Consider the following 25,873-nt stretch of genomic DNA (forward strand, 5'->3'; position numbering starts at 1 on the left):
ACGGTATTCATATTGCTCATTTTGTAGTCAGGAGGCGAACAATGAGTAGTACATTAATTGAAATAGAAAAAAAATTTGGCAATATATCATATGATGAACTCTTCAAAAAACACTCTAAACTGATATTTAAACTCATTTACAACTTCATTAATGCAAAAAATATTAGACTTCATAACAGTGAGGTCGATGACATATTTCAAGAAATTGCATTGAAAATTTTTAAGAATAACTATCTTTTAAAGTATAATAAAGAAAAAAGCTCATTTATTACATGGCTCAACATCATATGCAGAACAACTACAATTGATTACTACAGGAAAAAAATCCGATGGACAGAATCAGTACTCACCGAGACCCACCACATCACAGAAGAGCCAAACATTGATGCGGCCATATTCAGTCTCCCGGCGGGAGTTCTTACAGCACGACAGACGGAAGTCATAACACTCCTCTTTAAGGAAGGGATGGTGGCCTGCGAAGTCGCAACAGCACTGGGGATCACAGCCAGAACTGTCAGAAGCATCAAATTTCAAGCCCTGAACAGACTCCGTACCTACTACGGAGCCACTCCCGCACTGCACGAGATAGACACCATGGAAACACCCAGGAGGAAGGTCTCATGAGTATCGACACCACAAGTTATTACGACTCACTGGTGCAGTCTTCTGCGCCTGATCCGGTCACCATCACCACTGATACTGAAGCCAGTTCCCTCACTTCGGATGATTTCATCACGCTGTTGCTGGCCGAGTTACAATATCAGGACCCCACTGAGCCTGTGGACAACTCACAAATGGTTGACCAGATGACCCAGTACTCCCAGCTCGAACAGATGACTGAAATGAATGAGAAAATGGATGCCCTGACCGAAAGTCTTGGTGCCATGACCGCCTCCAACGGCTTGGACTACCTCGGCAAACAGGTCGAAGCAGATGGATCAACCATCAGCGTATCGGGGGACTCCATTTCCTCTCTTTATTTCGAACTGCCCGAAGATGCCGCCTCAGTGACCTGCAACGTCTACGACAGCAACGGCACCATCGTGGACACCGAAACCTACTCCGAACTGGATGCCGGAATCAGCGCATTCACGTGGGACGGCACTGATTACAACGACGACACAGCGAGCAACGGCATATACTACGTGGTCGTTTCCGCACAAGACAGCAACGGTGCGGATATCGATGTTTCCACCACAACCACCGGCACGGTTATCGGCATCAGCAATACCGATGATGGAATCATCCTCTCTCTCGACGACGGACGCACCGTGAACATGCTGGACGTCACATACGCCACTTCCTGATTAAATTAATCAAATTTCTGTTAATACAAGGAGATAGACATGAGTATCACAGGATCAATGTACGCAGGGATTTCCGGTCTTCAGGCACAAAGTCAGGCGACTTCGGTGGTCAGCAGCAATCTAGCGAACTCCACAACTACAGGCTACAAAAGCTCATCCATCGTTTTCGAAGATGTTTTCTACAGCACGGTCTATGCTGGTAACAGCGCGGACCAGGTCGGTAACGGTGTATCCGTGGCCTCCATCAATACTGATTTTTCTCAGGGGGCATACCAATCCACCAACTCGGTCACTGACGTTGCCATTAACGGAGACGGCTTCTACATGCTCGTGGACCCGGACACAGACAATACCTATTACACCCGCGCCGGCAACTTCACCTTTGACACGAATGGCTACCTCGTAGATGCCCACGGCAATCGTGTTCAGGGGTGGGAAATGGCAGACGATTCCATCTCCGGCGGGTTAACCGACATCCAGCTGGACAACTCCCAATCCCCGCCCAACGCCACCAGTGAAATCAATTTCTCACTGAATCTCGACTCTACATCCACGGATAACAGCACCTCAGCCACCAGCCCATACACAGCGTTATTCGACGCGTACGACGGCACGGCAGAACCGCCCATGGACGACTCCCGTTATGCATATCAAACAACCATCTCGACATATGACGAAAACGGTGCTGCCCATGATATGACCATATACTTCGATCCCGTAGAAACTGCTGACGGTGATCTGGTCTGGGAATACGTCCTGACTTGTGACGCCAGCGAAGACATGCGTGACTTCGAAGGGGCGGAAATGAACACCACAAGTGGTGCAGGCGCACTCATGACCGGCACCATGACGTTCTCCTCTTCCGGTGATCTGCAAAGCATGACTGCGTTCACCCTCTCGGACACGCCGACGGACCCGACCGACCCCATGGCTGCCGAGAACTGGGAATTAGCGGAATTCGACACCAACGGACTGCCCATCTTCGACACCAATTTCACCGGCTCCGACGAAAATCAAGAAATCACGCTGGACCTCGGCATCTCGAACTCGGATTACAGCACAGGCACCGGTTGGGACACCACCGGCGGCATTGACTCACTGGATGACTTAAACGCGGCAACCGTTACCGACGACCTGCCTTCATTCAATACGGGCGTTCTCGCCACAGGCGCCACCACCAGCACGACCTCCGGGTCTGCCACATTCAGCCTCAATCAGGACGGCTATGCACCCGGCGTGCTCATCGATGTTTCCATCAGCGAAAACGGCGTACTTTCAGGCCGATATACCAATGGACAGACACAGGATCTGTACACTCTTGGATTAGCTGACTTCACCAACACACAGGGGCTCTACTCCGAGGGAAGCAATCTGTTCTCGGCCACCACTGAATCAGGACAGGCCTATATCGGCACTCCCGGTTCCGCAGGCTTCGGCTCCATAGCCTCCAACGTTCTGGAACAATCCAACGTAGATACGGCCACAGAACTGACTAACCTCATCATTATTCAAGCAGCCTATCAGGCCAACTCCAAGGTCGTCACTACGGCAGACACCCTGCTTCAGACAGCCATCGGCATGAAGCGATAACGGCCACGATACCGGGAGAGCGACATGATCAACAATCTGTACAATATCGGACTGAAGTCACTGCAAAATGCGCAGGTGTCCATCGACAATGCGTCGAACAACATCGCCAATGCAGACACTCCCGGATACCAGCAGACAGAGGCCGTTTACGAAACCGGCGATTCCATCACCATACAAGGTTTGACTATCGGCACCGGGGCGGACGTGGTGGCTATCCAGTCAGCGTTCGATGAATTTGTAGAAGCGCAATACCTCGACGCCTCCGCAGATTTGGCCTGTCAGAACGCCGCCTACCAATACCTGTATCAACTCGACTCACTGCTTAACCAAACGGACGGTGGACTCAGTACATCGCTGGATGATTTCTTCCTGGCCTGGAATGATTTGAGCACCGACCCGGATTCGCTGTCCGCACGTGAAGCCCTGTTGGGAGAAACTCAAACACTGATCTACGGCCTCAACTCCACAGCAGAACAACTTGAAGGCGTGGAAGAAAGCATCAACACGGAAATCCAGAGCGAAATCAGCGAAGCCAATCAACTCATCGAAGACATCGCCCTGTCGAATGCGGCCATTGCAGCCAATCCAAACGATCTTCAAGCCATTGCCGAACGCGATCAGATGATCCGTAATCTCGATGCGATCATCGGAGTCAACGCGCTTTACAAATCCAATGGGGAAGTCACGATCATGACCGAGGAGGGATATACCATGGTGGATGGAACTGAAACGCACAGCCTTGTCTATGGCGATCCGAATGCTACGACTTCACTGATTCGTGACTCTGATTATGATGGAACTATCGATTTCTCCGGGTCATCAAGTGAAGAACTGCTCCTTGAATTCGTTTCCACAGGCCCGGACGGAACTGCGGAATTCAAAGTGTCTACCGATGGCGGCAAGACCTGGTTGGAAGATGAAAACGGCGACACCATGCTCTACACGGCTGGCGATGAAAACTCCCCGGTTGAAATCGAAGGGGTTGAAATATGGTTTGAAGGCGGCACAGCAGATCATGCAACAGGTGATCGATACGCTATTACTCCCAAGAGCGGCCTGTACTGGGAAACCAGTGATGGCTCATTACAAAACATCACTCCCATGACCGATGCCGCAGGTCAGGAAGTCTCCGGGCGCACTTCAGGAGGAAGTCTGGCTGGACTTTATACGGCACGAGACGACACAGTTGTCCCCACCCTTGACGCACTGGACGACATAGCCAATGCCCTCATCTGGGAAGTCAACGCCGAACACGCACAAGGAGCCGGGCTTGAACACCACACCGGACTGACAGGCAGTTACAGCATGGAAGATTCCAGTGCCCTGCTCAGCAATAGTGGTCTCGCATACGCCGATAATATTCAGGCAGGGGAACTTGAGTTGGTGACATACAATGCGGACGGCACGGTCTCCACTTCGGCTGTCATATCCGTTGATCCGGCCACGGATTCCATGGACGACATCATCAATTCCATCAACACACTCTATGCAGGAGAACTCACGGCATCCGTCAACGGTGACGGTCAACTGCAAATCGCAGCAGCCTCGGACGTAAGTTTCGAGATTGCAGGAGACTCATCAAACCTTCTTGCCGCGACAGGCATGAATACCTTTTTCACGGGTTCGGATGCTTCGACCATTGCAATAGACAGTTACATCGCAACCGACACAGCACACATCAACAGCGGAGTCGTTGGTGACGACGGTCTGGTTTCATCTGGAAACAACGATGTAGCCAACGCAATAATGACTCTTTCAAGCGAAAACGTCTCTGTAGGGTCTATAACCACGACTCTCAGTGGTGCCCTTTCAACGCTTGTATCCGACGTTGGATCAGCAACCTATTCCACGGAACTCAAGCTGACCTATGCCCAGACTTCAGCCCAGTATCTTTACGACCAGCAAGCCTCTGTCAGTGAAGTGAATGTTGACGAAGAACTTCTCGATCTCACCAAGTATCAACAACAATACCAAGCTGCTGCAGAAATAATCTCTGTCACGCGAACCATGATGGATACCATTTTGGACATGGTCTAACCTCAAAGGAACAGTCATGCGTATCAGCACATCACAAATATTTTCCCAGTCTCTCAACCAGATGAATACCGCGCTCAATGATGTAGCGGAACTCAACATGATGGAATCCACTCAAAAAAAAATCAACAGGCCGTCAGATGATCCCGCCGGAATAGCGAATATCATGAACCTGAACGCTTACGATCAATCCCTGAGTGGCTACATGGATAACTGCGGAACCGCCACGGACAGTCTTGATTTGGCAGATCAAGCATTAATGCAGGTCAGTGAAAATATCATAGCTGCCATGGAACTGGCTGAACAGGGATCGACCGAAACATACACTGATGAACAGCTCCAGATGATGGCTCTGGAAATGGAAAGCTACCTCGACAGTATACTCGCCATTTCCAACACCCAAATGGGGGCGGACTCTCTCTTTGCAGGAGATGACCTTGGCAATAATGCTTACGAAATGGGCCTTGGCGTCACGTTGCCAAATGACTCATTGAACGATGCGAACTTTGCTTCCATGACCGGTGAAATCGACAGCACGGTCCACGTCCAATTCAGTGAACCAGGTGTCATCGGAACTGATGAAATCGACTACCAATATTCCACCGATAACGGTCAGACATGGACAACCGCCACACTTGCGGCTGGCGACACGACCATTGATGTCGGGACCGCCCAAATTGAATTCACAACAGGTACCCCGGTGACAGCGGCTGACGGCAACGGAAACGGCACTGAATTCTATCTGCGAGAAGCGGCCCATTACACAGGAAGTGACACAGCCATGTCCGTTGCCATTTCCGAAAACACCAATGTGGATATGACCACCGTGGGCAGCACTGTCTTCGGCGGTGTCGACCCGACAACCAACATGCCTTACACAGAACCCAATCTCTTCGAGACCTTAAGCGACTGCATCGTCTACATGGAAACTGGCAATCAGGATGCAGTGGCCGCATGTCTCGACGATTTGCGCGACGCTCATGAAAATGTCGAAACAGGTTCAGCCAACGTCGGCGCGAGAGAAAACAAAATTTCCTACACCGAGCAATCCTTGGGGCTGATCCGGGAAGTGACCACAAACAGTATCAGCCGCGAGGAAGACGCCAACGCAACTCAACTGATTGTCGAGCTTGAACAGGCCAATTACGTCTATGAAGCTGTGCTCAGATCGACTGCTGACATCATGAAAATGAGCATACTCAATTATATTTAAGGAGGAAGTCATGGGATACGTCTCTTCTGTTTCCAGTAATGTCATTGCATACGAGCCTGTTACGACCTCTGGTGAAGTCTCATTCTCAGGACTGGGTAACGGGACGGACTTCCAGGAAATCATCGACGTCACCATCGATTCCGAAAGCTATCAAAAAGAAGAGTACGAAGCCCAAAAGACTGAAACAGAATACATAATCAGCCTTCTGGAACAGTTGGAAAGCGAAATGGACGAACTCAACACCTCGCTGAAAGATTTGGACGAACCTGACGAGTTCTACACCATGGAAGGAACCAGCAGTGGCGATGAGGTCGATGTGGAAGTCACTGGCGAAGCGGATGTTGGCGTACACACTGTCATTGTTGACCAGTTGGCCCAAAATGACATCTGGATAAACAGCGCACAAGGGTACGATGCAGAAACAACTGTAATCGCAGATACGGCCACAACTCTGGATATAACATTTCAGGGAGACACCATTTCCATTGATGTAGCCGCCGGGACCACTCTTCAGGGCCTTGTGGACACTATCAACGGCAGCGTGGCCGCACGCGACAAGGTCGAGGCCGACCTCATGTTCGACGGCGACAGTTATTACTTTGTCCTGAAAAGCACCGACTCCGGCGAAGATAACGCCATCACCATCGACAGCACGGGCACATTGAATGGCATGGACCCGACAGGGTTCGCCAACACCCAGACAGCGCAAAACTCAAAAATCAAGGTAGATGGATTCCCGGACGATCCAAACCAATGGATAGAACGCGACACCAATTCCGTAGATGACGTGATAAACGGCATGACCCTTGATCTCAAAGAGACAACGGGAAGTGACGGGGTCAAGATATCGGTGGATTACGACACTGACGGGATGCTCGACACCATCATGGATGTGGTGGCGGGTATGAACCAAATCATTCTCGACATTCAGATTCTGACAGGTCGCGTCACTGAGGAGGAAGACCCGGAAACGGAAGCTTATACAATCGACAACTACGCCATGGACATCATGTACAACGAACTCAAAAGCATCCTGTCATCAGGGGCACTTGGGTTCTCCCGATATGACGAAGAAGAAGGTGGAGATTATTACAATGCCCTGTCACAAATCGGTTTTTATACCGACACGGATGAAGGATCTGACACATTCGGTCAATTGCTCGTGGAAGAAGACGAATTGCAGGAAGCACTGGACACCGACCCCGAAGCCGTGGCCGCACTGTTTTCCGAAAGCGGCGTTGGCGAATCAGACAGTGACGACTTCCAGATCATCTCCGTTATCGATTCCGTAACACCTCCGGGTGAACACTCGGTTGAGTACACCATTTCCGGCGGGGCCATTACCTCGGCAACTATTGACGGCAAGGAAGCTGAAATTGACGGTTGGACCATTCTAGGCACCGATTCGACCTCAACCGGTTTGTTTATCTCGGTGGGAGACCACAGCGACGGTGACTATTCTGGCACGGCGCGGGTCAAGCAGGGGAAGATAGGTGAGATATCAGACGCCCTTGATGCCATGTCAGATGAAGACACTGGAACCCTGTCCATTCTCATCGACAATTATGAAGAAAGCGTCACGAGTCTGGACAACCAGATATACAATGAAGAAAAACGACTCGACACATTGGAAACATCACTGACACGCAAGTACGCTGCTCTCGATGCGACTTTAAGCACTTACGAAAACCTCAGCGCCATGCTCACGAGTCAATTGGCACAGCTTGATTAATTCCGGGGACGATCTCTCTTTTCCGACGATACGAACCTCAATCTCCGACTCCCAACTTCACGAGAGTCGGACGTGTACTCAGATTTTATGCACTCATCGTCAGCAGATGCATTCGTAGCATTCTTGCGCATTATTCGCCTCAACACATCCACAGGGATTTCGACCGGTAATATCATGGCAACCCACAATTTTATTGAAAAAGGGCCGTGCTCAAACACACAGCCCTTTTTTTGTTCCGCATAAACGTCTAAGCGCTGAGGTCCAATCCTGCGGAGAAGGATTGGGTATAATCGCCACCGAACATGGAATCCTGCATCTGGCCGTACTGTTCAACGCCCTGAGCCTGACGATCGCGGGTGTTACCTCCGGTCATATCCATCAACTGTTGGAATGCCTGAGAACCTCCGTTGAACTTAATACCGCCCAAGCCATTGCCCCCACGTCCCGCGTCAAGCTCTTCCTGCGACACAAAACCATCTTCATTGGTATCCAATGGGTCAAGTTCTTCGGTACTGTCCGAAGAATCTGAGGCTTCAGAAGAGGATGCGCCAATCTGACTCACAAGGTCATCACTATCGGCGTCCATCGCATCCGCGAAATCCGAACTTTCTGACGACGCTTCCGGCGGAGGCGGAGGCTGCATACCACCCTGCATTCCCATCATTCCGGCCATGGAACTCATCGAACTCATAGAGCCAATTTCCATAAGGCATCTCCTTGAATCATCCACCCCCGTTTTCACGGCCCGGCAACAGCCGATATGACTGTCTCCCCTCTCCAAAGGCGGGCATGCGAAAAGGAAGTGGTGTACTTGATAATATTATCGCATACCCCACCCAGAACGTTACTAGGATTTCATTAAGAAATATTCAGAAAACTCAAAAGATTATAGCTGGACAGTGTTCAGGACCACAGACAAAGCCTTGAACCAAAACTCCATTTCATCGCCGGATTTCAGGGCAAGTTCCTTGGCACTCTGTTCAGAAATGAGTGCGCAAACGTCAGAACCATCCGGCAGTCGTCCCAACACTTCTGACAATACGGGAGAATCAGTCACACGAATAACAGTCCCCTTGAATCGATTCCTGGCACTGCCAACCGGTGTTTTACGACATGAAATGACATTGACTAACGGAGCTTTAACCGTTGCAATGACCGGCGCACCTTTCACGAGTTTCAAATTGCGCAGACTGTCCGAAGTGATAACGGAGGACAAAACCATACCCGACCGTGTTTCCATAGTCACTTCTGCCATGACTGAATCTTCCACAACGCCTATCACGTGGCCGACAAAAGAATTTCGCGCACTGGTTCTTTTACGCATGGCATTATGAGCCGTCCGCACAATAGATTGCATATCGCCCGTCGAAAATTGTTGAAAATTCGCTGTCAAATCAAGAGAGGACTGACCAAGAACTTCCTTCACGATAGTGATGGGGACACCGCTGCGAAGCATTTCCACGGCCCGTGTATTACGAAGGGATTTTGGACAGACATGATCTTTGGACAACCCGCAATCCTTCCCTCGAGCATAACAAATACGCCGAAAATACCCTGGGTCAACCTGAAAGAATGTCCCCCGTAAACCACATCCCAACGGGCCTTCAAGGGCTGCCATCACCTCGGAAAACAACTCGTTTGAAAGTGGCACTTCCCGGATTCTCCCTTCCCGTCCCAAACGAACAAAGAGCCCCTCAGCGTCAAAAGCGATTGAATCATCAAGGGAAAGGATCTCCCCCAGGCGCGCTCCGGTATGCCTGAGCATCAAAAAAATGAGCCACATGCGCTCCCTTGCCTGCACACTGTCCGCACGAACAGCCGAAACCTTCCATTGCCTGAACGCCTGCTCAAACTCACGCATCTCAGACGGTTCCAGATAATTCACATGATCCGACACATTAAAAAAGTCTCGGGGGTAGGCCTTGCTGGATGATTTAACACTGCTCATTGATGGTATTCCTTAAAGAGTCACGTTTTACACTGTTCGCGTGACTTGGTTGCCGAATAACAGAACAGAACATAGGAAAATTGTGAGCGTGACACAACCCCGCAGGCCACCCCAATGACCGAAAGGATACGAACAACCATGAGTCTGACCGTCAATATCCATAAAAAGCTTCCACATTTCGATCTGCAAACCCAATTTTCCTGTGCTGCGGGAGAGCTGACAGCCATTGTCGGTCCTTCTGGGGCAGGAAAAACCACGCTTGTCCGCATAATTGCAGGACTCGAAGCGCCTGATAATGGAGCCATTACACTGAATGGCAGGACATGGATAGATTCAAAAACGGGCAGCTTCATTCCAACGTGCAAACGAAAAATCGGACTGGTCTTTCAGGAATACACACTTTTCCCACACATGACAGTTCGTCAAAACATAGCCTTTGGCGCCATTACGCCGACATCGGTTGAACCTCTGATGAAGACCTTCGGCATAGGACATCTCAAAGATCAACGGCCAGCCTCCATCTCGGGAGGTGAACGCCAACGTGCCGCCTTTTGTCAGGCACTTGCCAGAGAACCGGATCTGCTTCTGCTCGACGAACCATTCTCCGCTCTGGATACGGCCACACGCATCTTTCTGTGCTCCCTGCTATCGGATCTCAAAAAGGATCTCGACATTCCCATTCTCCATGTAACCCACGACCTCAGAGAAGCAGATCAACTTGGAGATAGCGTCATTGCCGTGGAAAGTGGCCGTATCGCTCCTGACTGGTTCAACCGTCATCAACATGTACCACACGGATCGGCCCAGCTGACCGTCCCCTCATACTCATAAAAGGAATGCATATGCGCACGACTCGTACTATCATCGTCACGGCTTTTCTTATCCTCTGCATAGCCACAGTTGCCTCGGCAGAAAACGCTGTCCTCGCATCCGGCGCAGGCTACAAGAAAATGGTCAACGCCCTGAACACAGCCTACACGAAAAACACCGGACAGACTGTGGACCTCCTCTTCGGCAACATGGCACGTGTGACTACTCTGGCAAAAAAGAGTGGCAACGTGGACATCGTCCTTGGTGACGCATCTTTCCTGAAAAAGGCACAACTCACTTTTTCCGAAAAACAGGAATTAGGTCACGGAAAATTGGTCCTCGCTTTTGCCAAAAACTGCCCGTATTCCTCAGTTGCTGACTTGGACAAGGCCGGTCGCATCGCCCTGCCTGACACGCACAAAGCCATTTATGGCAAGGCTGCAAGGGAATTTCTTGAGTCCAACGGCAACCTTCCCGGCATCAAACAGCGATTGCTGGAAGTATCAACCATTCCTCAAGTCTTCTCCTATTTGACGACCAATGAAGTGGACATGGGCTTCCTGAACCTCACACACGCACTGAACGTGGCCGACAAACTTGGCGGCTATGTCATAGTTGATCAAAAAGGATACTCTCCCATCGTAATTCTCGCTGCCCTGCTCAAAGACAGTCGACATATGAAACAGGCCAAAGACTTCCTCCGTTTCCTCGAAACTCCCGAAGCCCAAACCATTTTGCGAGAAAACGGACTGTAGGCCGCATGAACGTCCTTGATATTCTGGCACAACCGGAAACCACCGGACCACTCGTCCTCACCCTCAAAGTACTGGCAGTATCCGGCCTACTCCATTTGGTAAGCAGTATTCTGCTCGGCTATTATCTGACCTCGGGGAAAAGCACGATGCGTTCAGTGGTGGACTTTCTGGTCACCTTGCCGTTAGTCTTTCCGCCCATAGCCACAGGTTTCATTCTGCTCATACTGCTCGGCAGAGCCGGGTTCATCGGGCAGGTCCTACCAGTGGATATCGTGTTCAGCTTTCCGGGCGTGGTCATCGCCGCGTTTGTGGCCGGACTTCCATTGGTGGTCAAACCAGTGGAAGCCGCACTTCGGGGCAATGTCAAACAACTGGCCGAAGCCTCACGGGTGCTTGGCAAGAGCGAATGGCAAACCTTCTGGTTCGTATTATTGCCCAACGTCAAACGCAACGTCGCTTCAGGCTGGTTTCTGGCTCTGGGCCGTTCTCTCGGAGAGGTGGGCATCACGCTGATGCTCGGCGGCAACATCATCGGCAGGACCAACACCCTGTCCCTTGAGATTTATAACGCCGTATTCAGCGGTGAATTCGAGCGGGCACTGGTCCTGTCCGCTATCATCGGCATATTCTCACTGACCATATTCATCGCACTCAAAAAACTTTCCGCTGTCTAGGAGCACATATGAAAACCACATTGGAAACCGTCCGCGACAAGGCCCTTGTTCTCTGGGGCAAAGAAGATATCCTCAACGAAAGCATCACGGTTTCAGCCGGTCCCCTGACCGTCGAGGAAGCTATTGGCACCCCTGAAGAAAACGACTTTCCCATTCAGCAGGGTAAAGAAAAATTGATGGAGGCCGTATTTCGCGGAGAACGCGGGCAGGCTTTTACAGATAACTACGGCAACTACACCGGCACCTTGAGCGATGTGGCCGCCTTGACACTGGACAACAACTTCAACCGTGCCGTGTTTGTCGCCACACTCAATGCCGTTTCCCGCTCGCTCGGCCTGGCAAAAGGCACAGTTCATTGCAAGGATTGCGGCCCCAAGGAATGTTCGGAAAAAATATTCGATCACATCAAGGAAAACTACGGGAAATGTCGCATCACCATCATCGGATTTCAGCCGGCACTGGCCGAAGCACTCAACAAAGAAACCGAAGTGCGGCTCATTGATCTCGACCCGGACAACATCGGAGAAACAAAACGCGGAGTACTCGTGGAAGGTGGCGAGGCCACGGCAGAAGCTATTGACTGGTGCGATCTCTTGCTTGTCACCGGCACCACGCTTGCCAACAGCACCATTGATCTGTTCCTGACAAAAAAACCGGTGCTTTTCTATGGTACCACCATCTCCGGCGGGGCCGCTCTCATGGAATGGGACCGATTCTGTCCACAGAGTTCCTAAGAAGTCGATTCAAAAAAAGATGACAAATCGTCAGGGGAGACGTTGTCCGCAACCAACTCCAGCCCATTATTCCCTGACCGAAACAATGTACAATGGGCATAGTCGGGTTTAAAATGAAACAGGTCATCCAAAGGGTGACCTGTTACCCGACAAAGCACTGATCGAAGAACTCCTGCGTGCGTCACGGCCAAAACAGGACACGCACTGTGCGCCAGTTCTTCTAGGGCACTCATAGCCCGGTCAGCCACATCCGAAAAGCTTTCACCGGACGGGGCGCGAAATGAACCAAATCGATCACCGCGTTCAGCATACTTCGCAAAATATTCTCGACGTATCTCATCAAAGAGAAGGCCATCCCACTTTCCCATATCGATTTCGTTCAAAGCGGGAATAGTATCCACCGACATATTCAAATCCAGAGCCAATGGGCTGACGGTATCCAAAGCCCGCTGCGCCGGACTCGCGCACAGTCGCTTGAACCCAATACCGCGTACCGATTCCACAAGAGACCGAGCCTGCTCGCGTCCGACATCTGACAACGGCAACGGAGTTCTTCCAATACATCGCCCCTTGGAATCCTCTTTCTGCGCATGGCGCATCAGTACAATCATGCCAAGACCTCCTGCGCCAACTGCTCAGTGGAAACACCCATCTCCCGATCAAAGCGAGCCATAATATCTGTCGCCCGCTCCAGTCGGCCAAGTATGGCCTGTTCCACGCCCGGTTCGTGACGATATTGCTCTATCTTGTTCATGTAACGGACTTTAAGTGGTACCGGTTTCTCTCCGCACACCAATTTATCCGCAAGGAACACAACTTCTTTTTCCGTAATCGGTTCCTCCGATGGAAGCAACAAATCGAAATGTTCCAAGGCAATATCCGCAGCAACATGAAAACCATGCGCATGCAGCCGCTCGGCTCCCACTATCTCATGCCGCTTGGTCCCCTTGCCTATATCATGGGTCAACGCCGCCCCCCGAACAAGTGCGGCATCAAGACAATCGCCGTTGCGCAGGCAGTTCAACTGTTGACACAGGGCCTCGGCCACACGCGATACAGCCTGACAATGCCGAACGATATTCAAAGGCACGGAATACATTTCCCACAACTGACAGCACTCTTCATGATTCGGATACGGGGAATCTACCAAAGACTTTGCCAACGTATAATCTGCCGGGTAATCCAAATCGTGCACAGTTCCAAAATCAGCCACGTCCAAATCTCGTGCCCCGGTTTCATTTTGATCCAACACGGTCCGCAACCCACCTGTTCCATCGTGATTCACAATTGCGGGAATCAAACTCCGACTGATCAGCGGAGGATGACCTCGTTCTCCCATAAAACAAGGATACAAAATGGAGGGAGAGGCCTGTTCAAAATCATCAACAAGGCGGCTAACAGTTTCAGAACGGACCAACGGGATATCTACCGGAAGCATGAAAAACGCCGAAATATCATCTCCCAAAGCCCGAACACCTGTCAGCACTGAAGAATACATACCCTGCTCAAAATCGGCATTATGCACAGCTACAACTCCGGCCTGATGCGCAGCCTCGGTCACTTCGTCACTCCGTCTTCCCGTAACCACAATGACCTGCTCAACACCATTTCTTCGGAATACGTCAACGCACCGCGACAACACTGTTCCATCTCCCAACGGTAACAAGGGTTTGAAATCACCCATACGAGAAGAAAAACCAGCCGCCGGTATTATTGCGGCCAGGGCGCTCATACGCCCCCCGAACGCACCTGAATAAGTTCACCGCAAATGGAAACCGCAATTTCCTCCGGTGTCTGCGCACCGATCGTCAATCCAATAGGACAATGACAACGATCAATATCCTTCTGCGTGAACCCATCAGCCAGCAGGGAATCGTAAATCTTATCGCGTTTCTTCTTGCTCCCGATCATGCCCACGTATCGGGCCTTGGTCCGCAGTACTTCGGCCAACACATTACGATCGTGCAAATGCCCTCTGGTCACAATGATGACGAATGAATTTTCATCCATATTCAGACCGTCGCAGCATCCGGCAAAAGAAGGCAAAACAACCACTTCATCGGCCTCCGGAAAACGGGCTTCATTGGCAAAATCCTCCCGGTCATCAAGAACCACTGTCCTGAATCCGATCATGGCCGCTGTACGTGCCGTAAACAGAGAAACATGACCAGCTCCGAAAATATAAAGAGATGCAGGCGGAATAAACGGCTCCGTAAGCTTCATGCCGTTTGAATTCTTTTCAAAAACAGGCGTATCACCATCGGTTTGATCTTTCTGGACCTGATGTTCCACGGCACAAAAATCGATAATTCCCTCAAATTTGGTGGCAAGTGACGACCGCACGCCACGCCGCAACAATTCATTCACTTCGAGGTATGCCTGAGCACACGGGCCACTCGGTTCCACAACTTCAAGCAACACGCTCAGACCGCCGCCGCAAATCATGTCCGAATTGGCAGCGAGTTCCTGTGTCATATCGACAAACGTCAGACTGCCCCTACCGTCTCCCGTGTCAAGCATGGCCCGACCATCCTTGCAGGCCTTGGCCTCCACCAATCCACCACCCACGGTGCCGAGGATGGACCCGTCACCGCGCACAGCCATTTTTGCCCCGGACGAACGAGGTGTGGACCCGGAGCTTTCCACCACCGTTGCCATGACAAAAGTTTCATCCTGTCCAATAAGTTCACATATGGAACGCACAAACGCTTTCATGATTCAATTCTCCAATTCTCTCAGTATGGATCGTTTTCCCAGTCCCGGAATAGCCGGGGTCCCATCGTCTTTGATTATGACATCCAACGAGAGCAGTCCCTCTTCAATCCCCTGCTCAACGACCGGCATGGAGCCAAGAGCCGTGCGTATCAAATAGGGCAATGCGGTTTGATCCCCGCACGCCACAACACGCAATTGCCCATCTACACACCATGCACCAAAATCTTCCAGCCCCGGCACTCCGTATAGAACTTCATTCAATTCCCGCAGAGTCAACCGACCTGAACCAACAGATAATCCGTCTTCCTTTCGGAATACCTGTGTATCAAGTCGGCGCAAAGGACTTTTACATTCACACCTGTCAGGGAGGATTCTCCCCATGTCGCCGGTCCGGTAACGAATAAGCGGCATCCCGTGCCGAAGCGGCGTGGAGACAACCATCTCGCCAAATTCTCCATCCATCAACAACGTGCCTTTATCCGGGTCAACGATTTCCATAAATACGTCGGTTTCCCGTAGGTGCATTCCAGAATGAGGGAAGCACTCCACTGCCCCACCAAGGCCCGTCTCAATCATGCCCCAATGGCGCAACGCAGAACATCCAAAAATACGTTCGACATTGTGCACCACAGCATTTGGAGCCGCATCCCAACATAAAAGAACTGACTGAATTTTACCCGAAGGCAACCCGCGCTTTTCCCATGCACTGGCAAACATATTCACATGGGCCGATGATCCGACAATACACTGGGCATCTTCTTTGAGGCATTGATCGAGCGCAATGTTCACATCATGCATCACACCATGCGTAACCGCTCGCGCCCCGATCCGATCAAGTGCATCGACCAAGAGACGTCCCACGCCGCCCGGTCTTTCCCCCGGCATGAGTACGAGTACGGTCTGGCCTGACTCAACCAAATTGGTCATCCCCCAGCTAAAATAATCTACTGTGGCCTCAAGGTCGTCAGCCGTATGGAAAATTCGCTTGGGTTGTCCCGTGGTACCGGAAGTCGCCAGCGTCACCACCCGTGCAATCTCATCCTGTGACACGCACAAGAGTTGCTCGCCACCCCTACGGATATCTTCGGGCGTCATCATGGGCAGACGGGAATATGCCTCCACAGACTGTATGGCTGAAGCTTCAACGCCCCCAAGATGGAGCGCATAAAACGGACTGTTGGCCTGAGCATGCGCCACAGTGTCACGCAATCGGGCGAGCTGCCACTGACGAATATCACGGGCTGTAGGCAGCACGGCTCCCTGCCACCCCATACGGCGAACAAGCCATTGATCAAGCGCTGGCAGGCCCATGACATTTACCTCTGTACAAAGTTTCTCCGTCCATAGAGGTCAAATTGTAGGCACAAAATGGAATCAATCTCCCGTCCGGGGAAACTTCATGAATACAACACCCCTTGAGGCGCTCCAGATCCAGAGTCCAGGCGTCCTGAAACGCCATAGCGGATACCGCAAGAGTATGTGTTGCCGCACGGCTGATAAAAGCATCAAGAGCATCTGGCGCGTCAGCCATGGGCAATATTTTTTCTGGTGCCGCCCATTGTCGTTTTACAAAGGCCTTGGCCTTATCCGCTCCTTCCGAAGCTGGACGAGGCTGGCATCCGCACTTGCCTTCAGCGGAGAGCTTCTGCAACTGCCCGTCCTCTCTCACCATGTAATTGGCATGAAAAGAGCAATGTGAATGTTCACACCCCGGCGGCATGAAATGGGTTGCCTGAAGAGCACCGTATGTCTGTTGTTCAAGACGGCGCATGAGTTCAGGCAAAGTGATCCGTTCTGCATCTGTCGGCGATTCTGCGTATCGCCCAAAATAACTCACAGGCTGAAAATGCACACCACGCACATGCGGTGAATTTTCGGCTGCCAGTTTAATAATGGTACCCAATGAATGATCGTTGACCCCCGGTATGATTGTGGGGACCAGCACCACGCCGATGCCTGCTTCAGCCAAGGCCCGAAGCGCGGCCAACTTAAGATCAACAAGGGAACGACCACGCAAGACCTGATACACATCGTCACTCAACCCGTCGAATTGCAAAAAGACGGAATCAAGCCCGGCTTCGGCCAACGACATCGCGTAGCCTTTTTCGCGGCCGATGCGTAGCCCATTGGTATTGAGTTGAACAAAAGGGAACCCCTTGGACTTGGCAAGCCGGATCACGTCCGACAAATCATCCCGCACTGTGGGTTCGCCGCCAGAAAGTTGAATATTGCAATACCCGGATGCTTCCTTGACCCGATCAAACAAAAAGCCAAGTTCAGCATGAGTCGGATCTGGTGGTGCGTTCTTGCCGGATGAAGCAAAACAAACCGGACAGCCTAAGTCGCAACGCCACGTTACCTCAATAACCGCTGTACAAGTATGCTGCCGGTGGGCATCACACAATCCGCAATCAAGCGGACACCCTTTATCAACACGGGTAAAAGGCTTTTTCGGCGGAGAAGGTATCTTCACCCGAGACCAATCCGAAAACGCAGGTTCACCACGCCAGACAACAGTCCTGAATTCGCCATGTTCTGGGCATATTTTTACTAGAAAAGTCTCTTCACCTACGGTTTCATGCTCTGCCGAAATAGGCTTCAAACACACAGGGCAGACGCTTCGCGGAATACGACTCATGACAAGGAGCGCCCTTCGGACGGGTCCAGTCCGTTGTCCACCAAAATTTCACGTATCCGGGCATACGTCGCAGCCACCAATCCACCACAACGAGTCGTATCAGGCTGGCCGCACTGACCATCCAGAATATCCTTGCACGCCGTGCCGCCATAGTGTGTCGTGGCGTCGACAAACCAATCACGTAACTCTTCGAGCATTAATGGCAAGACATCCGCAGGTTCTTCCATGTCTTCACCTTTACCGCCATACAATCCAAGTAACACGGCTGCCCCGGTGTAGACGCCGCACACACCTGAACAATCGCCCAAGCCATTACACAGCCCGGAAGCGGCCCGAATCAAGTCAGGGTTGTCGCGGCCCATTTCATCAAGAGCCAACATGACCATAATCTGACTGCAACAATACCCTTTGCCGCCCAATTCCATCATCTTGAGACCAGTATCATCCAACACGAGGCTCACTCCCTTTTTGCGCAATCATCAAATAATACCCGAGATCGCCATCACATGTCCTGGTTGTTTCCCCTCCGGCGAACAGTAATTTGGCCGCCAAATCCTTCAACTGTCGGGAATGATCCTCAACCAGACGCACCGTGAAGCCACACGCCTCCACCCGTTCCCGCGTGACAGCAAGCGGCACGGCGCGTCCGGCACAGGAACTCCCATCCGGCAGGCTCGGCCGCTCTGCATGCAAATCAGCAAGGACAAGATACCCTTGCGGTTGAAGTACTCGATAAAACTCTGCAAGTCCCTTCTGAGGATCAGCAAACAGCGACAGCACACACTCACAAAAAACGGCCTTAAAACTTTCATCATGAAAGGGCAGGGCATCACCTTGTGCCTGAATGACATTCGCTCCACCACCACGTTCAATCTGCACACTTGACGATTCCACACCCCAGGCATCTGCTCCGAAACGGGAGCGTAATCGCTCAACCGTGGCTCCCAGTCCACTGCCCACATCAAGTATCCGCCAGCCGGGAAGTACCCCGACAAGTTCAGCAGCTCGGTCCGTCAAAGAAAAACCACCGGGCCGCAAGGTCTCTCCCGCGGCAACACGTAATGACGGTTTTTCCCAAAGAGGAACACATGGCTCCGGCACGATTACTTGTCCTCCAACAAATGCTCGACCTGATTCATCTTGCCGAGCGCCAACCCTTCCGGGATAAACACGAACCCACATGAGGGACAGGTTGGCAATTCCACATTGAACAATGAATCGAGATACTCCAACTCAACCGGAGCCAGAACCAATTCTTTGTCGCAGGCCGCACATTTCCACCCTGAAACTTCCGCTTCCGGTACTTTGATAACACTCATGACTGCGCCCCTTTTATCTTCATCCGGTGGCACCATGTGTTATGCACGAGATACCCGTTTTCAGTGGATTCATATTCAACCCAGTAGGTCACAACCACCGGCCTGAATGATGTGAGAAAATGTCCGGTTTCGTTGTTCACCAACTGTTTGCCGGACTGATCCAACTGAAGCAGAACTTTCTGGATATCGCTCTTCAAGATACGCCGCTCTTCCATGATACGTGCAGCATGATCCGTCACAGCGAACTCGATTGATTCATACGGTTCGGCAACATGTGTCTCATCCTGCCGCCACACATCACGCAGCAACTTCTCCCGAAGATGAACACGGTTTTCACGTCGTGCAGGATAACCGGGAGAAGGACGTGCGCCGGGATCATCACGCCGTGGATACAACAGGTCATACAAGTGCATGGCCCGCTTACCGGTCTTGGCGATCATGTCACGACACATAATACAGTAGGTAACAAAATCCTCATCTGCACCCTTGGCGCGCACTTCCGCCACAGCCATACCAAGTTCCGGGTTGGCCTCGGACAACAAACCGCCGTAGCCACAACATTGGGCAAGTTCACCATTGTATTCCGGCTCGGTCATATCCACATGTAACTGGTCCAGCAAAACCCGAACATCTTCACGCAATATGGTGTCATGTCGAGCAGCACACGGATCGTTAACAGCCAAGGTACATTCTTTGGATGCCACCCCTGAAGGTAACCCGACCGCTCGAAGAATGGACCAATGAGACACTATTTCAGCATCGGACAATCCCTGACGCAGAGTTTTGAGACATGTGGGACAGGCAGCGATAATTCTGGGGCTGCCGAGGTCCTTCCACTTTTTCTTGAGCACAGCCATGGATTCCTCAAACATGCGATGTCGCCCGGACCATTCAGCGGGTGCACCGCAGCAATGCAGCATCAACCCGACACTACCGAGCCGTTCATGCAGGTCAGCATAGGCTGCTTCCACACCTTCAGGATCAGATGCCGTCAACTGACAGCCGGGGAAAAACAGGTATTCACTGGTGGACTCACCGGGTGCATGGCGATGCAACACACATTTTTCGCCATCGGCAAAGGCCATGTCTCGCAAGGCAAATTCATGAGCGGACGGCGGCATTTTACCTCGCTCGACCATATTCTGCCGCGCGGCAAGACAAACGTCGGCCATGGAAAAATCTTCGGGGCAAAGGACCTCGCACTGACCGCACAACGTGCAGGAATTGATCATGGTGTTTGCCTGACGCGTTCCCATGACAATGGATTCATTGTTGTAAATTTGTCGGGCGTATACCTTGGGATAATATTTGTAATGCCGCAGGTATTCGCACCCTTTCACGCATTCAAGGCACTCGCACTGGATGCAGCGCTTTGCCTCATCACGCGCATTTTCTTCGGAATATCCATCTTCGCTTTCAACAAGTGGCAAGGAATCGATCTTTTCCAGACTGGTGAACAGCCTACTTTCATACGGCCCTTCCAGTTCCCGCCCCGTGACCATGGAAACGCCCTGTGTGAATCGCTCAATGGAATTGGCGACCCGACGACCGGCAGCGGCCTGCAAGACAGCGGATTTCTCATTGAGACGGCTGGCAAAAACACCGATTTTGGTTGTCCCCAATGTCAGGGAATCCGGTTTGCCAAGATCAGAAAGACAATCGGAAGGCACACAAGCTGAATCTATAAAAACAGCATCCTTTTCATCAACGAATGAACTCAGGACATCAGGAGTCAGGGCTTCTCCGCTGGAGATGACAACCCCCAGTTTTTCGAGACTCGCCAGTTCGTTATCCAATACACCTTCGGGAAGTTCGGGCAGATCTTCGCCCAAAATTGCACAATGCAGGGTGACATTGAACCCTCTGCGCGCCATTTCCCATGCGCCACACAATCCGGTCATACCGCCACCAAGAACGGCAACAGATTTACCACGAGACGGTAGGGGACGCGGCGAGGCCACAGGCTTGGCATTCTCAGCACAAAACCGTTCAAGCAGTCCCATTTCAATAGAGCCACCGGCATCCTTGCGAACACAATCGACTCTGCATAGGCCTTCGCACAACCGAGCCAACACACCGGGGAGCGGCATGGTTTTGGCGAGCACCTGCCATGCCTTGTCCCATCGGCGTTGCGCCATGAACGAACAAAAGGTGCGTGCATCAACGTGCAAAGGACAGGCGGCAACACATTTGGGCGCTTCCTCCTGAATACACTTGCTTTCCAATTCTCTCAGATCAGCTTGTTCCATGATCGCCCTGCTCTATTTCAACTGAAAGGAGCGGTCCATGCCGAAGCACAGACCGCTCCTTTTACGTGTTATGAATTAACCTTTGAGTCCAGCCAAAACCTTTTCAGGCAAAGCCGGCAGCGTACGAATACGAACACCGCATGCGTTGTAGATAGCGTTAAGGATCGCCGGATGCGGGGAGCACAACGGGACTTCGCCAACGCCGGATGCACCATGCGGGCCTTCGGGACGCGGAGTCTCGACGTAGACAATCTCGATATCGTCCGGAATCTGCTTGATGTACGGGAATCCAGCACCCTTCATGGTGGAGTGTTTCTTGATGTCCTCGTAATCTTCAGACAGGGCCAAACCGATACCTTGAGCAACACCACCGTAGATCTGCCCGTCAACGACCAGAACGTTGTTGACCTTACCGATGTCAGCAATGAAGGTGATCTTCTCAACCGTGGTCTTACCAGTAGCAATTTCCACGGCCACTTCAGCCATGCACAGACCGTACATGTAGCAAGCAAAAGGTTTACCCTGGCCGTTTTCATCACAATTGTTGGCCGGAGCAGTCCACTTGCCGTGCTGGACAAGATCAATGTTCTCATCAACCATTTCCTGATAAGTGCGATACGAGCCGTCAGACTTGAGCATGGCGCTCATCAACATCTCGCAGCCGACCTTGATGGAATTACCCACAACAACCTGAGAGCGAGAACCACCAGCGGGGCCGCCGTTGGGGCAATAGCGGGTGTCGTTCAAGGTCAAATGAATCTGGTCAGGAGTAAGTCCCAAAGGACGCAAGGATTCATGAGCAGTACCCAGCACGCCCATATCAGCGCCCTGTCCATGATCATGCCAACATGTCAGCACGGTCACACTGCCGTCTTCATTCAGGCGAACGTCCGCTTCAGCGGTGTCCGGGCCATCAAGGCCGGAAGCGTACACGCCAAGGGCAATACCCACACCACGTTTGATTTCATCGGTGGAGTTGGCAGCGGTCTTTTTCTTGGCTTCCTCGTACTTGGGACGAAGAATGTCGAACATTTCAGGCAAAGAATAGATTTCAGGATCACAACCCGTGGGAGTTGTAGAACCTTCACGGTAGATATTCTTGTAACGAAGTTCCAAGGGGTCCATACCGAGTTTTTCAGCCAATTCGTCCATCAGGGTTTCAGAGGGGAACTCGGCTTCAGGTCCGCCGTATCCACGGAAAGCTGCACCCCATGCATGGTTGGTGCAGACAGTCCGACCTTCGCCGCGAATGTTGTCGATATTGTAACCGGCACCGATGAACTGAGCACCGCGCAGGGTCAGCAGATCACCGAACTCGGAATATGGACCATGGTCAACGGTCCAATCGGTTTCCATACCAAGCAGCTTGCCTTCCTTGTCGGCAGCCATGCGCACGGTAGTGAACTGAGGCGAACGCTTACCGGTGTAAGTCTGCTGCTGATACCAATCGTAACAGAGGAAAACCGGTTTGCCAGTTGCCAGACAGGCTGCACCAACAAGCGCTTCCATAGTCGGGGAGAACTTGTAACCAAAGGTACCACCAGTAGGATTCTGAACCATGATCAAATTCTCAGGCTCGACACCGAGACCAGGAGCGATCATGTACAGGTGCAGATGCAAACCAATGGACTTTGAATGAATGCACAGTTTGCCTTCGTCATCCAGATAAGCGAATCCAACATCCGGTTCGATGGGCATGTGCGGCTGACGAGTCGTGAAATAATCACCCTCGATAACCACGTCGGCCTTATCAAAAATAGGAGCGGTTTCTTCGCCCTTGGCGACTTTCTGTGTGTAATAAATGTTAGGAGTGCCGGGATGAATTTCAATGGCATCGTCAGCCATGGCGGCAGGAGCACTCATGTACTCAGGCAGACGCTCCAGCTCGACTTTAACCTTGGCGGCTGCGGCCTTGGCATTCTTCTCGGAGTCAGCGCAGACGATGGCAATGGCGTCACCGTACTGGAAGACCTTCTCGTCGCACAGGATAGGACGATCCCAACCGTCACCCTTATTGGTGGGGAAGGTGATCAGACCAGTGATACGGTTTTTGCCTTTGACATCCTTGTGCGTAACGATCTTTTCCACGCCGGGCATGGCTTCGGCTTCGCTGGTATCAATGGAGATAATCTTCGCATGGGAGACTTCTGCCTGAACCAAAGCGCACTTGAGGGTTTCCTTGGGCATCTTGATACCGAGGTCTGCACCGTAATCCAGCGTACCGGTGACCTTGGCCACGGCGGTGGGACGGGGATACTTTGTGCCCCAGATACGACCATCTTCGGGGATCTGGAAAGCCAGCTCGTCCATACTCATGTCGCCGCGCATGACAGCGGCGGCATCCATAACGGAATCGACCAACTGCTTGTAACCGGTACAACGACAGGCGTTGCGATATTTCTGAAACCAGTCACGAATATCTTCGCGGGTCGGACTGGGATTGGCCTGCAACAGGGCGTACGAAGAAACAATGAAACCCGGAGTGCAGAAACCGCACTGTGCGCCACCGTTGGCGATCCAAGACATCTGGATGGGGTGCAGATTATCAGGAGTACCAATACCTTCAGTCGTCAGGATAGTTGCGCCGTCCTTGATTCTGCTCATTTTCATGGAGCAGGAACGGACCAGCTTACCATCAACGATAACTGAACAGCTACCGCATTGTCCGGTGCTACAACCGACCTTCACGCTGGTTAACCCGAGGCTTTCACGCAGGATCGACGAAAGTTTGTCGTCCTTTTCGCAAATCACCTGTTTGGGTGCATTATTCACGGTAAGATTCAATTTAATCATGACAGTATTCCTCCTTGGTGTGTAACTGTCGCAGGTTCACGCCGCCTATTGGCGGAGGGAAAAAAGCCTATTTTCCAAAAGGACAGATAGGATAACGGCAAACATCACAGGATGCACAAAATCCACCATGTCCCAGGGCTACAATGTCTTCTCGGGTGATTTCTTCCCCGGCCAACAGGCGGGGCACCACAAGGTCAAAAATGGAAGCCCGGTAGTACATGACACAACCAGGCAGCCCAAGAATGGGCACACCTTCCCGCATGGCGATCATGAACATGACACCAGGGAAAGTGGGCGAACCATAGGTAATGACTTCGGCCCCGGTGGCACGAATAGCCGTGGGAGTCTGATCATCAGGGTCCACAGACATACCGCCCGTGACCACGACCATCTCGGCTCCTTCAGCAATGAAGGCCAAAATGGCATCGCGAGTCATGGACGGATCATCCGACGTCAGCCGTTGATCCATGACCGTGGAACCAAGTTTGGAAAATTTCTTACGAATAACCGGACCGAATTTATCCGTGATACGCCCGTGAAACACTTCGCTACCAGTGGTCACAAGGCCAACGTTGTGATGTTTGAAAGGACGAACGCCGACCACATAGGGGTACTCGGCACAGATGGCTTCCACTTGCTCTATCTTTTTCTCGTCAATAACCAGCGGCACCACACGAGTACCAGCCACGGGACGAGACTGTGTGACCTGCTGGCCGGTGTGCATGGTAGCCAACACGACTTCTTCTATGGAATTAATACGATTAAGGGCCTCGACATTGACATCAAGCAAACCGGGAGAGGCTTCGAAATTGACACGGCCTTCACTGACCTCGGACAGAGTTATTCCCGGTCCGACTGCAGCTTTTGAAATACGCTCCGCCGCCTCATTTTCGTGAATGCTTCCTTTTTCCAGATTGAGCACATAAATGTGCTCCTTGCCAATATCCAGCAATACCGGAATATCTTCCTCAGCAACGACATGCCCTTTTTTGAAGGCTGGACCTTTGCTTTCTCCGGGAACAATCTTGGTCATATCGTGACACAACACCATACCGACGGCATCGTGAACGTGAACAGTTTTCATCAGCAACAAACTCCGTATTCCGTCAAGGGTAAGTTTCACCTTTACCCTCAAGTATTTTTCAAAACAATATTATGTCAAAATAGGCCTAATACTTAATACAACATTCTTCAAAAAGCGTGACATTCTCCACTTCAAACAGGACTCATCCGAGTTCTTCAATATTTGTTCATGTACAATTATGCCGCAACAAGCACAATACAATTGACGATATTTCCAATGAAGCATCGCCCCCATGCTTTCCGACATATTCAAGCATACAAGGCGCAGCATTGTGCCCAA

General features: G+C 51.5%; 23 protein-coding genes. 10 read left to right on the forward strand and 13 right to left on the reverse strand.

Annotation, left to right across the window (positions count from 1 at the left end; translation table 11 throughout):
* Positions 1–41 precede the first annotated feature (41 nt).
* The 6 genes from SYK_RS06880 to fliD are packed head-to-tail and all read left to right on the forward strand — an operon-like array spanning position 42 to position 7,875.
* Positions 42–623, forward strand: coding sequence for an RNA polymerase sigma factor (locus SYK_RS06880; RefSeq protein ID WP_281762851.1), 582 nt, complete (start codon positions 42–44; stop codon positions 621–623).
* Positions 620–1,306: a flagellar hook assembly protein FlgD gene (locus SYK_RS06885; protein WP_281762852.1), complete on the forward strand. Its 687-nt coding sequence runs from the start codon at positions 620–622 to the stop codon at positions 1,304–1,306. The genes SYK_RS06880 and SYK_RS06885 overlap by 4 nt, the downstream gene beginning before the upstream one ends.
* 39 nt (positions 1,307–1,345) lie before the next feature.
* Positions 1,346–2,896: a flagellar hook protein FlgE gene (locus SYK_RS06890; protein ID WP_281762853.1), complete on the forward strand. Its 1,551-nt coding sequence runs from the start codon at positions 1,346–1,348 to the stop codon at positions 2,894–2,896.
* Positions 2,897–2,920: 24 nt separating this feature from the next.
* Positions 2,921–4,933, forward strand: a complete 2,013-nt coding sequence (flgK, locus tag SYK_RS06895; RefSeq protein WP_281762854.1) for a flagellar hook-associated protein FlgK — start codon at positions 2,921–2,923, stop codon at positions 4,931–4,933.
* A gap of 16 nt (positions 4,934–4,949) precedes the next feature.
* Positions 4,950–6,143 (forward strand): flagellar hook-associated protein FlgL, encoded by a 1,194-nt coding sequence (gene flgL, locus SYK_RS06900; RefSeq protein ID WP_281762855.1) that lies wholly within the window; start codon positions 4,950–4,952, stop codon positions 6,141–6,143.
* Positions 6,144–6,153: 10 nt separating this feature from the next.
* Positions 6,154–7,875 carry a flagellar filament capping protein FliD gene (fliD, locus tag SYK_RS06905; protein ID WP_281762856.1) on the forward strand — a complete coding sequence of 574 codons (1,722 nt, stop codon included), beginning with the start codon at positions 6,154–6,156 and terminating at the stop codon, positions 7,873–7,875.
* A gap of 247 nt (positions 7,876–8,122) precedes the next feature.
* Here fliD and SYK_RS06910 read toward each other — a convergent pair whose 3' ends face one another.
* Complete coding sequence (locus SYK_RS06910; protein ID WP_281762857.1) at positions 8,123–8,581, reverse strand: hypothetical protein; 459 nt, start codon at positions 8,579–8,581, stop codon at positions 8,123–8,125.
* A 180-nt stretch (positions 8,582–8,761) separates the two neighbouring features.
* Positions 8,762–9,823 (reverse strand): TOBE domain-containing protein, encoded by a 1,062-nt coding sequence (locus SYK_RS06915; RefSeq protein ID WP_281762858.1) that lies wholly within the window; start codon positions 9,821–9,823, stop codon positions 8,762–8,764.
* 138 nt (positions 9,824–9,961) lie between these two features.
* Here SYK_RS06915 and SYK_RS06920 point away from each other — a divergent pair, with 138 nt between their 5' ends.
* The 4 genes from SYK_RS06920 to SYK_RS06935 are packed head-to-tail and all read left to right on the forward strand — an operon-like array spanning position 9,962 to position 12,796.
* Entirely contained in the window at positions 9,962–10,654 is a 693-nt protein-coding gene (locus SYK_RS06920) for an ATP-binding cassette domain-containing protein (protein WP_281762859.1), read from the forward strand.
* 11 nt (positions 10,655–10,665) lie between these two features.
* Positions 10,666–11,388 carry a molybdate ABC transporter substrate-binding protein gene (gene modA, locus SYK_RS06925; RefSeq protein ID WP_281762860.1) on the forward strand — a complete coding sequence of 241 codons (723 nt, stop codon included), beginning with the start codon at positions 10,666–10,668 and terminating at the stop codon, positions 11,386–11,388.
* Between the two features lie 5 nt (positions 11,389–11,393).
* On the forward strand, positions 11,394–12,062 hold the full coding sequence (locus tag SYK_RS06930; RefSeq protein ID WP_281762861.1) for a molybdate ABC transporter permease subunit: 669 nt from the start codon (positions 11,394–11,396) through the stop codon (positions 12,060–12,062).
* 8 nt (positions 12,063–12,070) lie between these two features.
* Positions 12,071–12,796 carry a Rossmann-like domain-containing protein gene (locus SYK_RS06935; RefSeq protein WP_281762862.1) on the forward strand — a complete coding sequence of 242 codons (726 nt, stop codon included), beginning with the start codon at positions 12,071–12,073 and terminating at the stop codon, positions 12,794–12,796.
* Here SYK_RS06935 and SYK_RS06940 read toward each other — a convergent pair.
* The 11 genes from SYK_RS06940 to SYK_RS06990 form a co-directional block, all read right to left on the reverse strand.
* On the reverse strand, positions 12,793–13,407 hold the full coding sequence (locus tag SYK_RS06940) for a histidine phosphatase family protein (protein WP_281762863.1): 615 nt from the start codon (positions 13,405–13,407) through the stop codon (positions 12,793–12,795). The genes SYK_RS06935 and SYK_RS06940 overlap by 4 nt on opposite strands.
* The gene (locus tag SYK_RS06945; protein ID WP_281762864.1) at positions 13,404–14,528 is read right to left on the reverse strand and encodes a DVU_1551 family NTP transferase; all 1,125 of its coding nucleotides are present in this window, start codon (positions 14,526–14,528) and stop codon (positions 13,404–13,406) included. Before SYK_RS06945 ends, SYK_RS06940 begins: the two co-directional genes overlap by 4 nt.
* Complete coding sequence (locus SYK_RS06950; protein ID WP_281762865.1) at positions 14,525–15,511, reverse strand: XdhC family aldehyde oxidoreductase maturation factor; 987 nt, start codon at positions 15,509–15,511, stop codon at positions 14,525–14,527. Before SYK_RS06950 ends, SYK_RS06945 begins: the two co-directional genes overlap by 4 nt.
* 3 nt (positions 15,512–15,514) lie before the next feature.
* The gene (locus SYK_RS06955) at positions 15,515–16,822 is read right to left on the reverse strand and encodes a DVU_1553 family AMP-dependent CoA ligase (RefSeq protein WP_281762866.1); all 1,308 of its coding nucleotides are present in this window, start codon (positions 16,820–16,822) and stop codon (positions 15,515–15,517) included.
* Positions 16,803–18,149 (reverse strand): radical SAM (seleno)protein TrsS, encoded by a 1,347-nt coding sequence (trsS, locus tag SYK_RS06960; protein WP_281762867.1) that lies wholly within the window; start codon positions 18,147–18,149, stop codon positions 16,803–16,805. Before trsS ends, SYK_RS06955 begins: the two co-directional genes overlap by 20 nt.
* Entirely contained in the window at positions 18,146–18,601 is a 456-nt protein-coding gene (locus SYK_RS06965; RefSeq protein ID WP_281762868.1) for a DVU_1555 family C-GCAxxG-C-C protein, read from the reverse strand. The genes trsS and SYK_RS06965 overlap by 4 nt, the downstream gene beginning before the upstream one ends.
* Positions 18,591–19,250, reverse strand: a complete 660-nt coding sequence (trsM, locus tag SYK_RS06970) for a DVU_1556 family methyltransferase (protein ID WP_281762869.1) — start codon at positions 19,248–19,250, stop codon at positions 18,591–18,593. Before trsM ends, SYK_RS06965 begins: the two co-directional genes overlap by 11 nt.
* 2 nt (positions 19,251–19,252) lie before the next feature.
* Positions 19,253–19,468, reverse strand: coding sequence for a DVU_1557 family redox protein (locus tag SYK_RS06975; protein WP_281762870.1), 216 nt, complete (start codon positions 19,466–19,468; stop codon positions 19,253–19,255).
* Positions 19,465–21,717: a pyridine nucleotide-disulfide oxidoreductase/dicluster-binding protein gene (locus tag SYK_RS06980; protein WP_281762871.1), complete on the reverse strand. Its 2,253-nt coding sequence runs from the start codon at positions 21,715–21,717 to the stop codon at positions 19,465–19,467. The genes SYK_RS06975 and SYK_RS06980 overlap by 4 nt, the downstream gene beginning before the upstream one ends.
* A 75-nt stretch (positions 21,718–21,792) precedes the next feature.
* Positions 21,793–24,510, reverse strand: a complete 2,718-nt coding sequence (locus tag SYK_RS06985; protein ID WP_281762872.1) for a molybdopterin-dependent aldehyde oxidoreductase — start codon at positions 24,508–24,510, stop codon at positions 21,793–21,795.
* Positions 24,511–24,577: 67 nt separating this feature from the next.
* Positions 24,578–25,594: a molybdopterin-binding protein gene (locus SYK_RS06990; protein WP_281762873.1), complete on the reverse strand. Its 1,017-nt coding sequence runs from the start codon at positions 25,592–25,594 to the stop codon at positions 24,578–24,580.
* Positions 25,595–25,873 lie beyond the last annotated feature (279 nt).

Source organism: Pseudodesulfovibrio nedwellii, assembly GCF_027923765.1.
Lineage (GTDB): Bacteria > Desulfobacterota > Desulfovibrionia > Desulfovibrionales > Desulfovibrionaceae > Pseudodesulfovibrio > Pseudodesulfovibrio nedwellii.

Bases quoted from the DNA above. Each gene is read 5' to 3' on its own strand.
- SYK_RS06880 (WP_281762851.1), top strand. From the start codon at position 42: ATGAGTAGTACATTAATTGAAATAGAAAAAAAATTTGGCAATATATCA.
- SYK_RS06950 (WP_281762865.1), bottom strand. From the start codon at position 15,511: ATGAAAGCGTTTGTGCGTTCCATATGTGAACTTATTGGACAGGATGAA.
- flgL (WP_281762855.1), top strand. From the start codon at position 4,950: ATGCGTATCAGCACATCACAAATATTTTCCCAGTCTCTCAACCAGATG.
- SYK_RS06990 (WP_281762873.1), bottom strand. From the start codon at position 25,594: ATGAAAACTGTTCACGTTCACGATGCCGTCGGTATGGTGTTGTGTCAC.
- SYK_RS06885 (WP_281762852.1), top strand. From the start codon at position 620: ATGAGTATCGACACCACAAGTTATTACGACTCACTGGTGCAGTCTTCT.
- SYK_RS06920 (WP_281762859.1), top strand. From the start codon at position 9,962: ATGAGTCTGACCGTCAATATCCATAAAAAGCTTCCACATTTCGATCTG.
- trsS (WP_281762867.1), bottom strand. From the start codon at position 18,149: ATGAGTCGTATTCCGCGAAGCGTCTGCCCTGTGTGTTTGAAGCCTATT.
- SYK_RS06985 (WP_281762872.1), bottom strand. From the start codon at position 24,510: ATGATTAAATTGAATCTTACCGTGAATAATGCACCCAAACAGGTGATT.
- SYK_RS06980 (WP_281762871.1), bottom strand. From the start codon at position 21,717: ATGGAACAAGCTGATCTGAGAGAATTGGAAAGCAAGTGTATTCAGGAG.
- SYK_RS06955 (WP_281762866.1), bottom strand. From the start codon at position 16,822: ATGGGCCTGCCAGCGCTTGATCAATGGCTTGTTCGCCGTATGGGGTGG.
- flgK (WP_281762854.1), top strand. From the start codon at position 2,921: ATGATCAACAATCTGTACAATATCGGACTGAAGTCACTGCAAAATGCG.
- fliD (WP_281762856.1), top strand. From the start codon at position 6,154: ATGGGATACGTCTCTTCTGTTTCCAGTAATGTCATTGCATACGAGCCT.
- SYK_RS06915 (WP_281762858.1), bottom strand. From the start codon at position 9,823: ATGAGCAGTGTTAAATCATCCAGCAAGGCCTACCCCCGAGACTTTTTT.
- SYK_RS06945 (WP_281762864.1), bottom strand. From the start codon at position 14,528: ATGAGCGCCCTGGCCGCAATAATACCGGCGGCTGGTTTTTCTTCTCGT.
- SYK_RS06890 (WP_281762853.1), top strand. From the start codon at position 1,346: ATGAGTATCACAGGATCAATGTACGCAGGGATTTCCGGTCTTCAGGCA.
- modA (WP_281762860.1), top strand. From the start codon at position 10,666: ATGCGCACGACTCGTACTATCATCGTCACGGCTTTTCTTATCCTCTGC.
- SYK_RS06930 (WP_281762861.1), top strand. From the start codon at position 11,394: ATGAACGTCCTTGATATTCTGGCACAACCGGAAACCACCGGACCACTC.
- SYK_RS06975 (WP_281762870.1), bottom strand. From the start codon at position 19,468: ATGAGTGTTATCAAAGTACCGGAAGCGGAAGTTTCAGGGTGGAAATGT.
- SYK_RS06940 (WP_281762863.1), bottom strand. From the start codon at position 13,407: ATGATTGTACTGATGCGCCATGCGCAGAAAGAGGATTCCAAGGGGCGA.
- SYK_RS06935 (WP_281762862.1), top strand. From the start codon at position 12,071: ATGAAAACCACATTGGAAACCGTCCGCGACAAGGCCCTTGTTCTCTGG.
- SYK_RS06910 (WP_281762857.1), bottom strand. From the start codon at position 8,581: ATGGAAATTGGCTCTATGAGTTCGATGAGTTCCATGGCCGGAATGATG.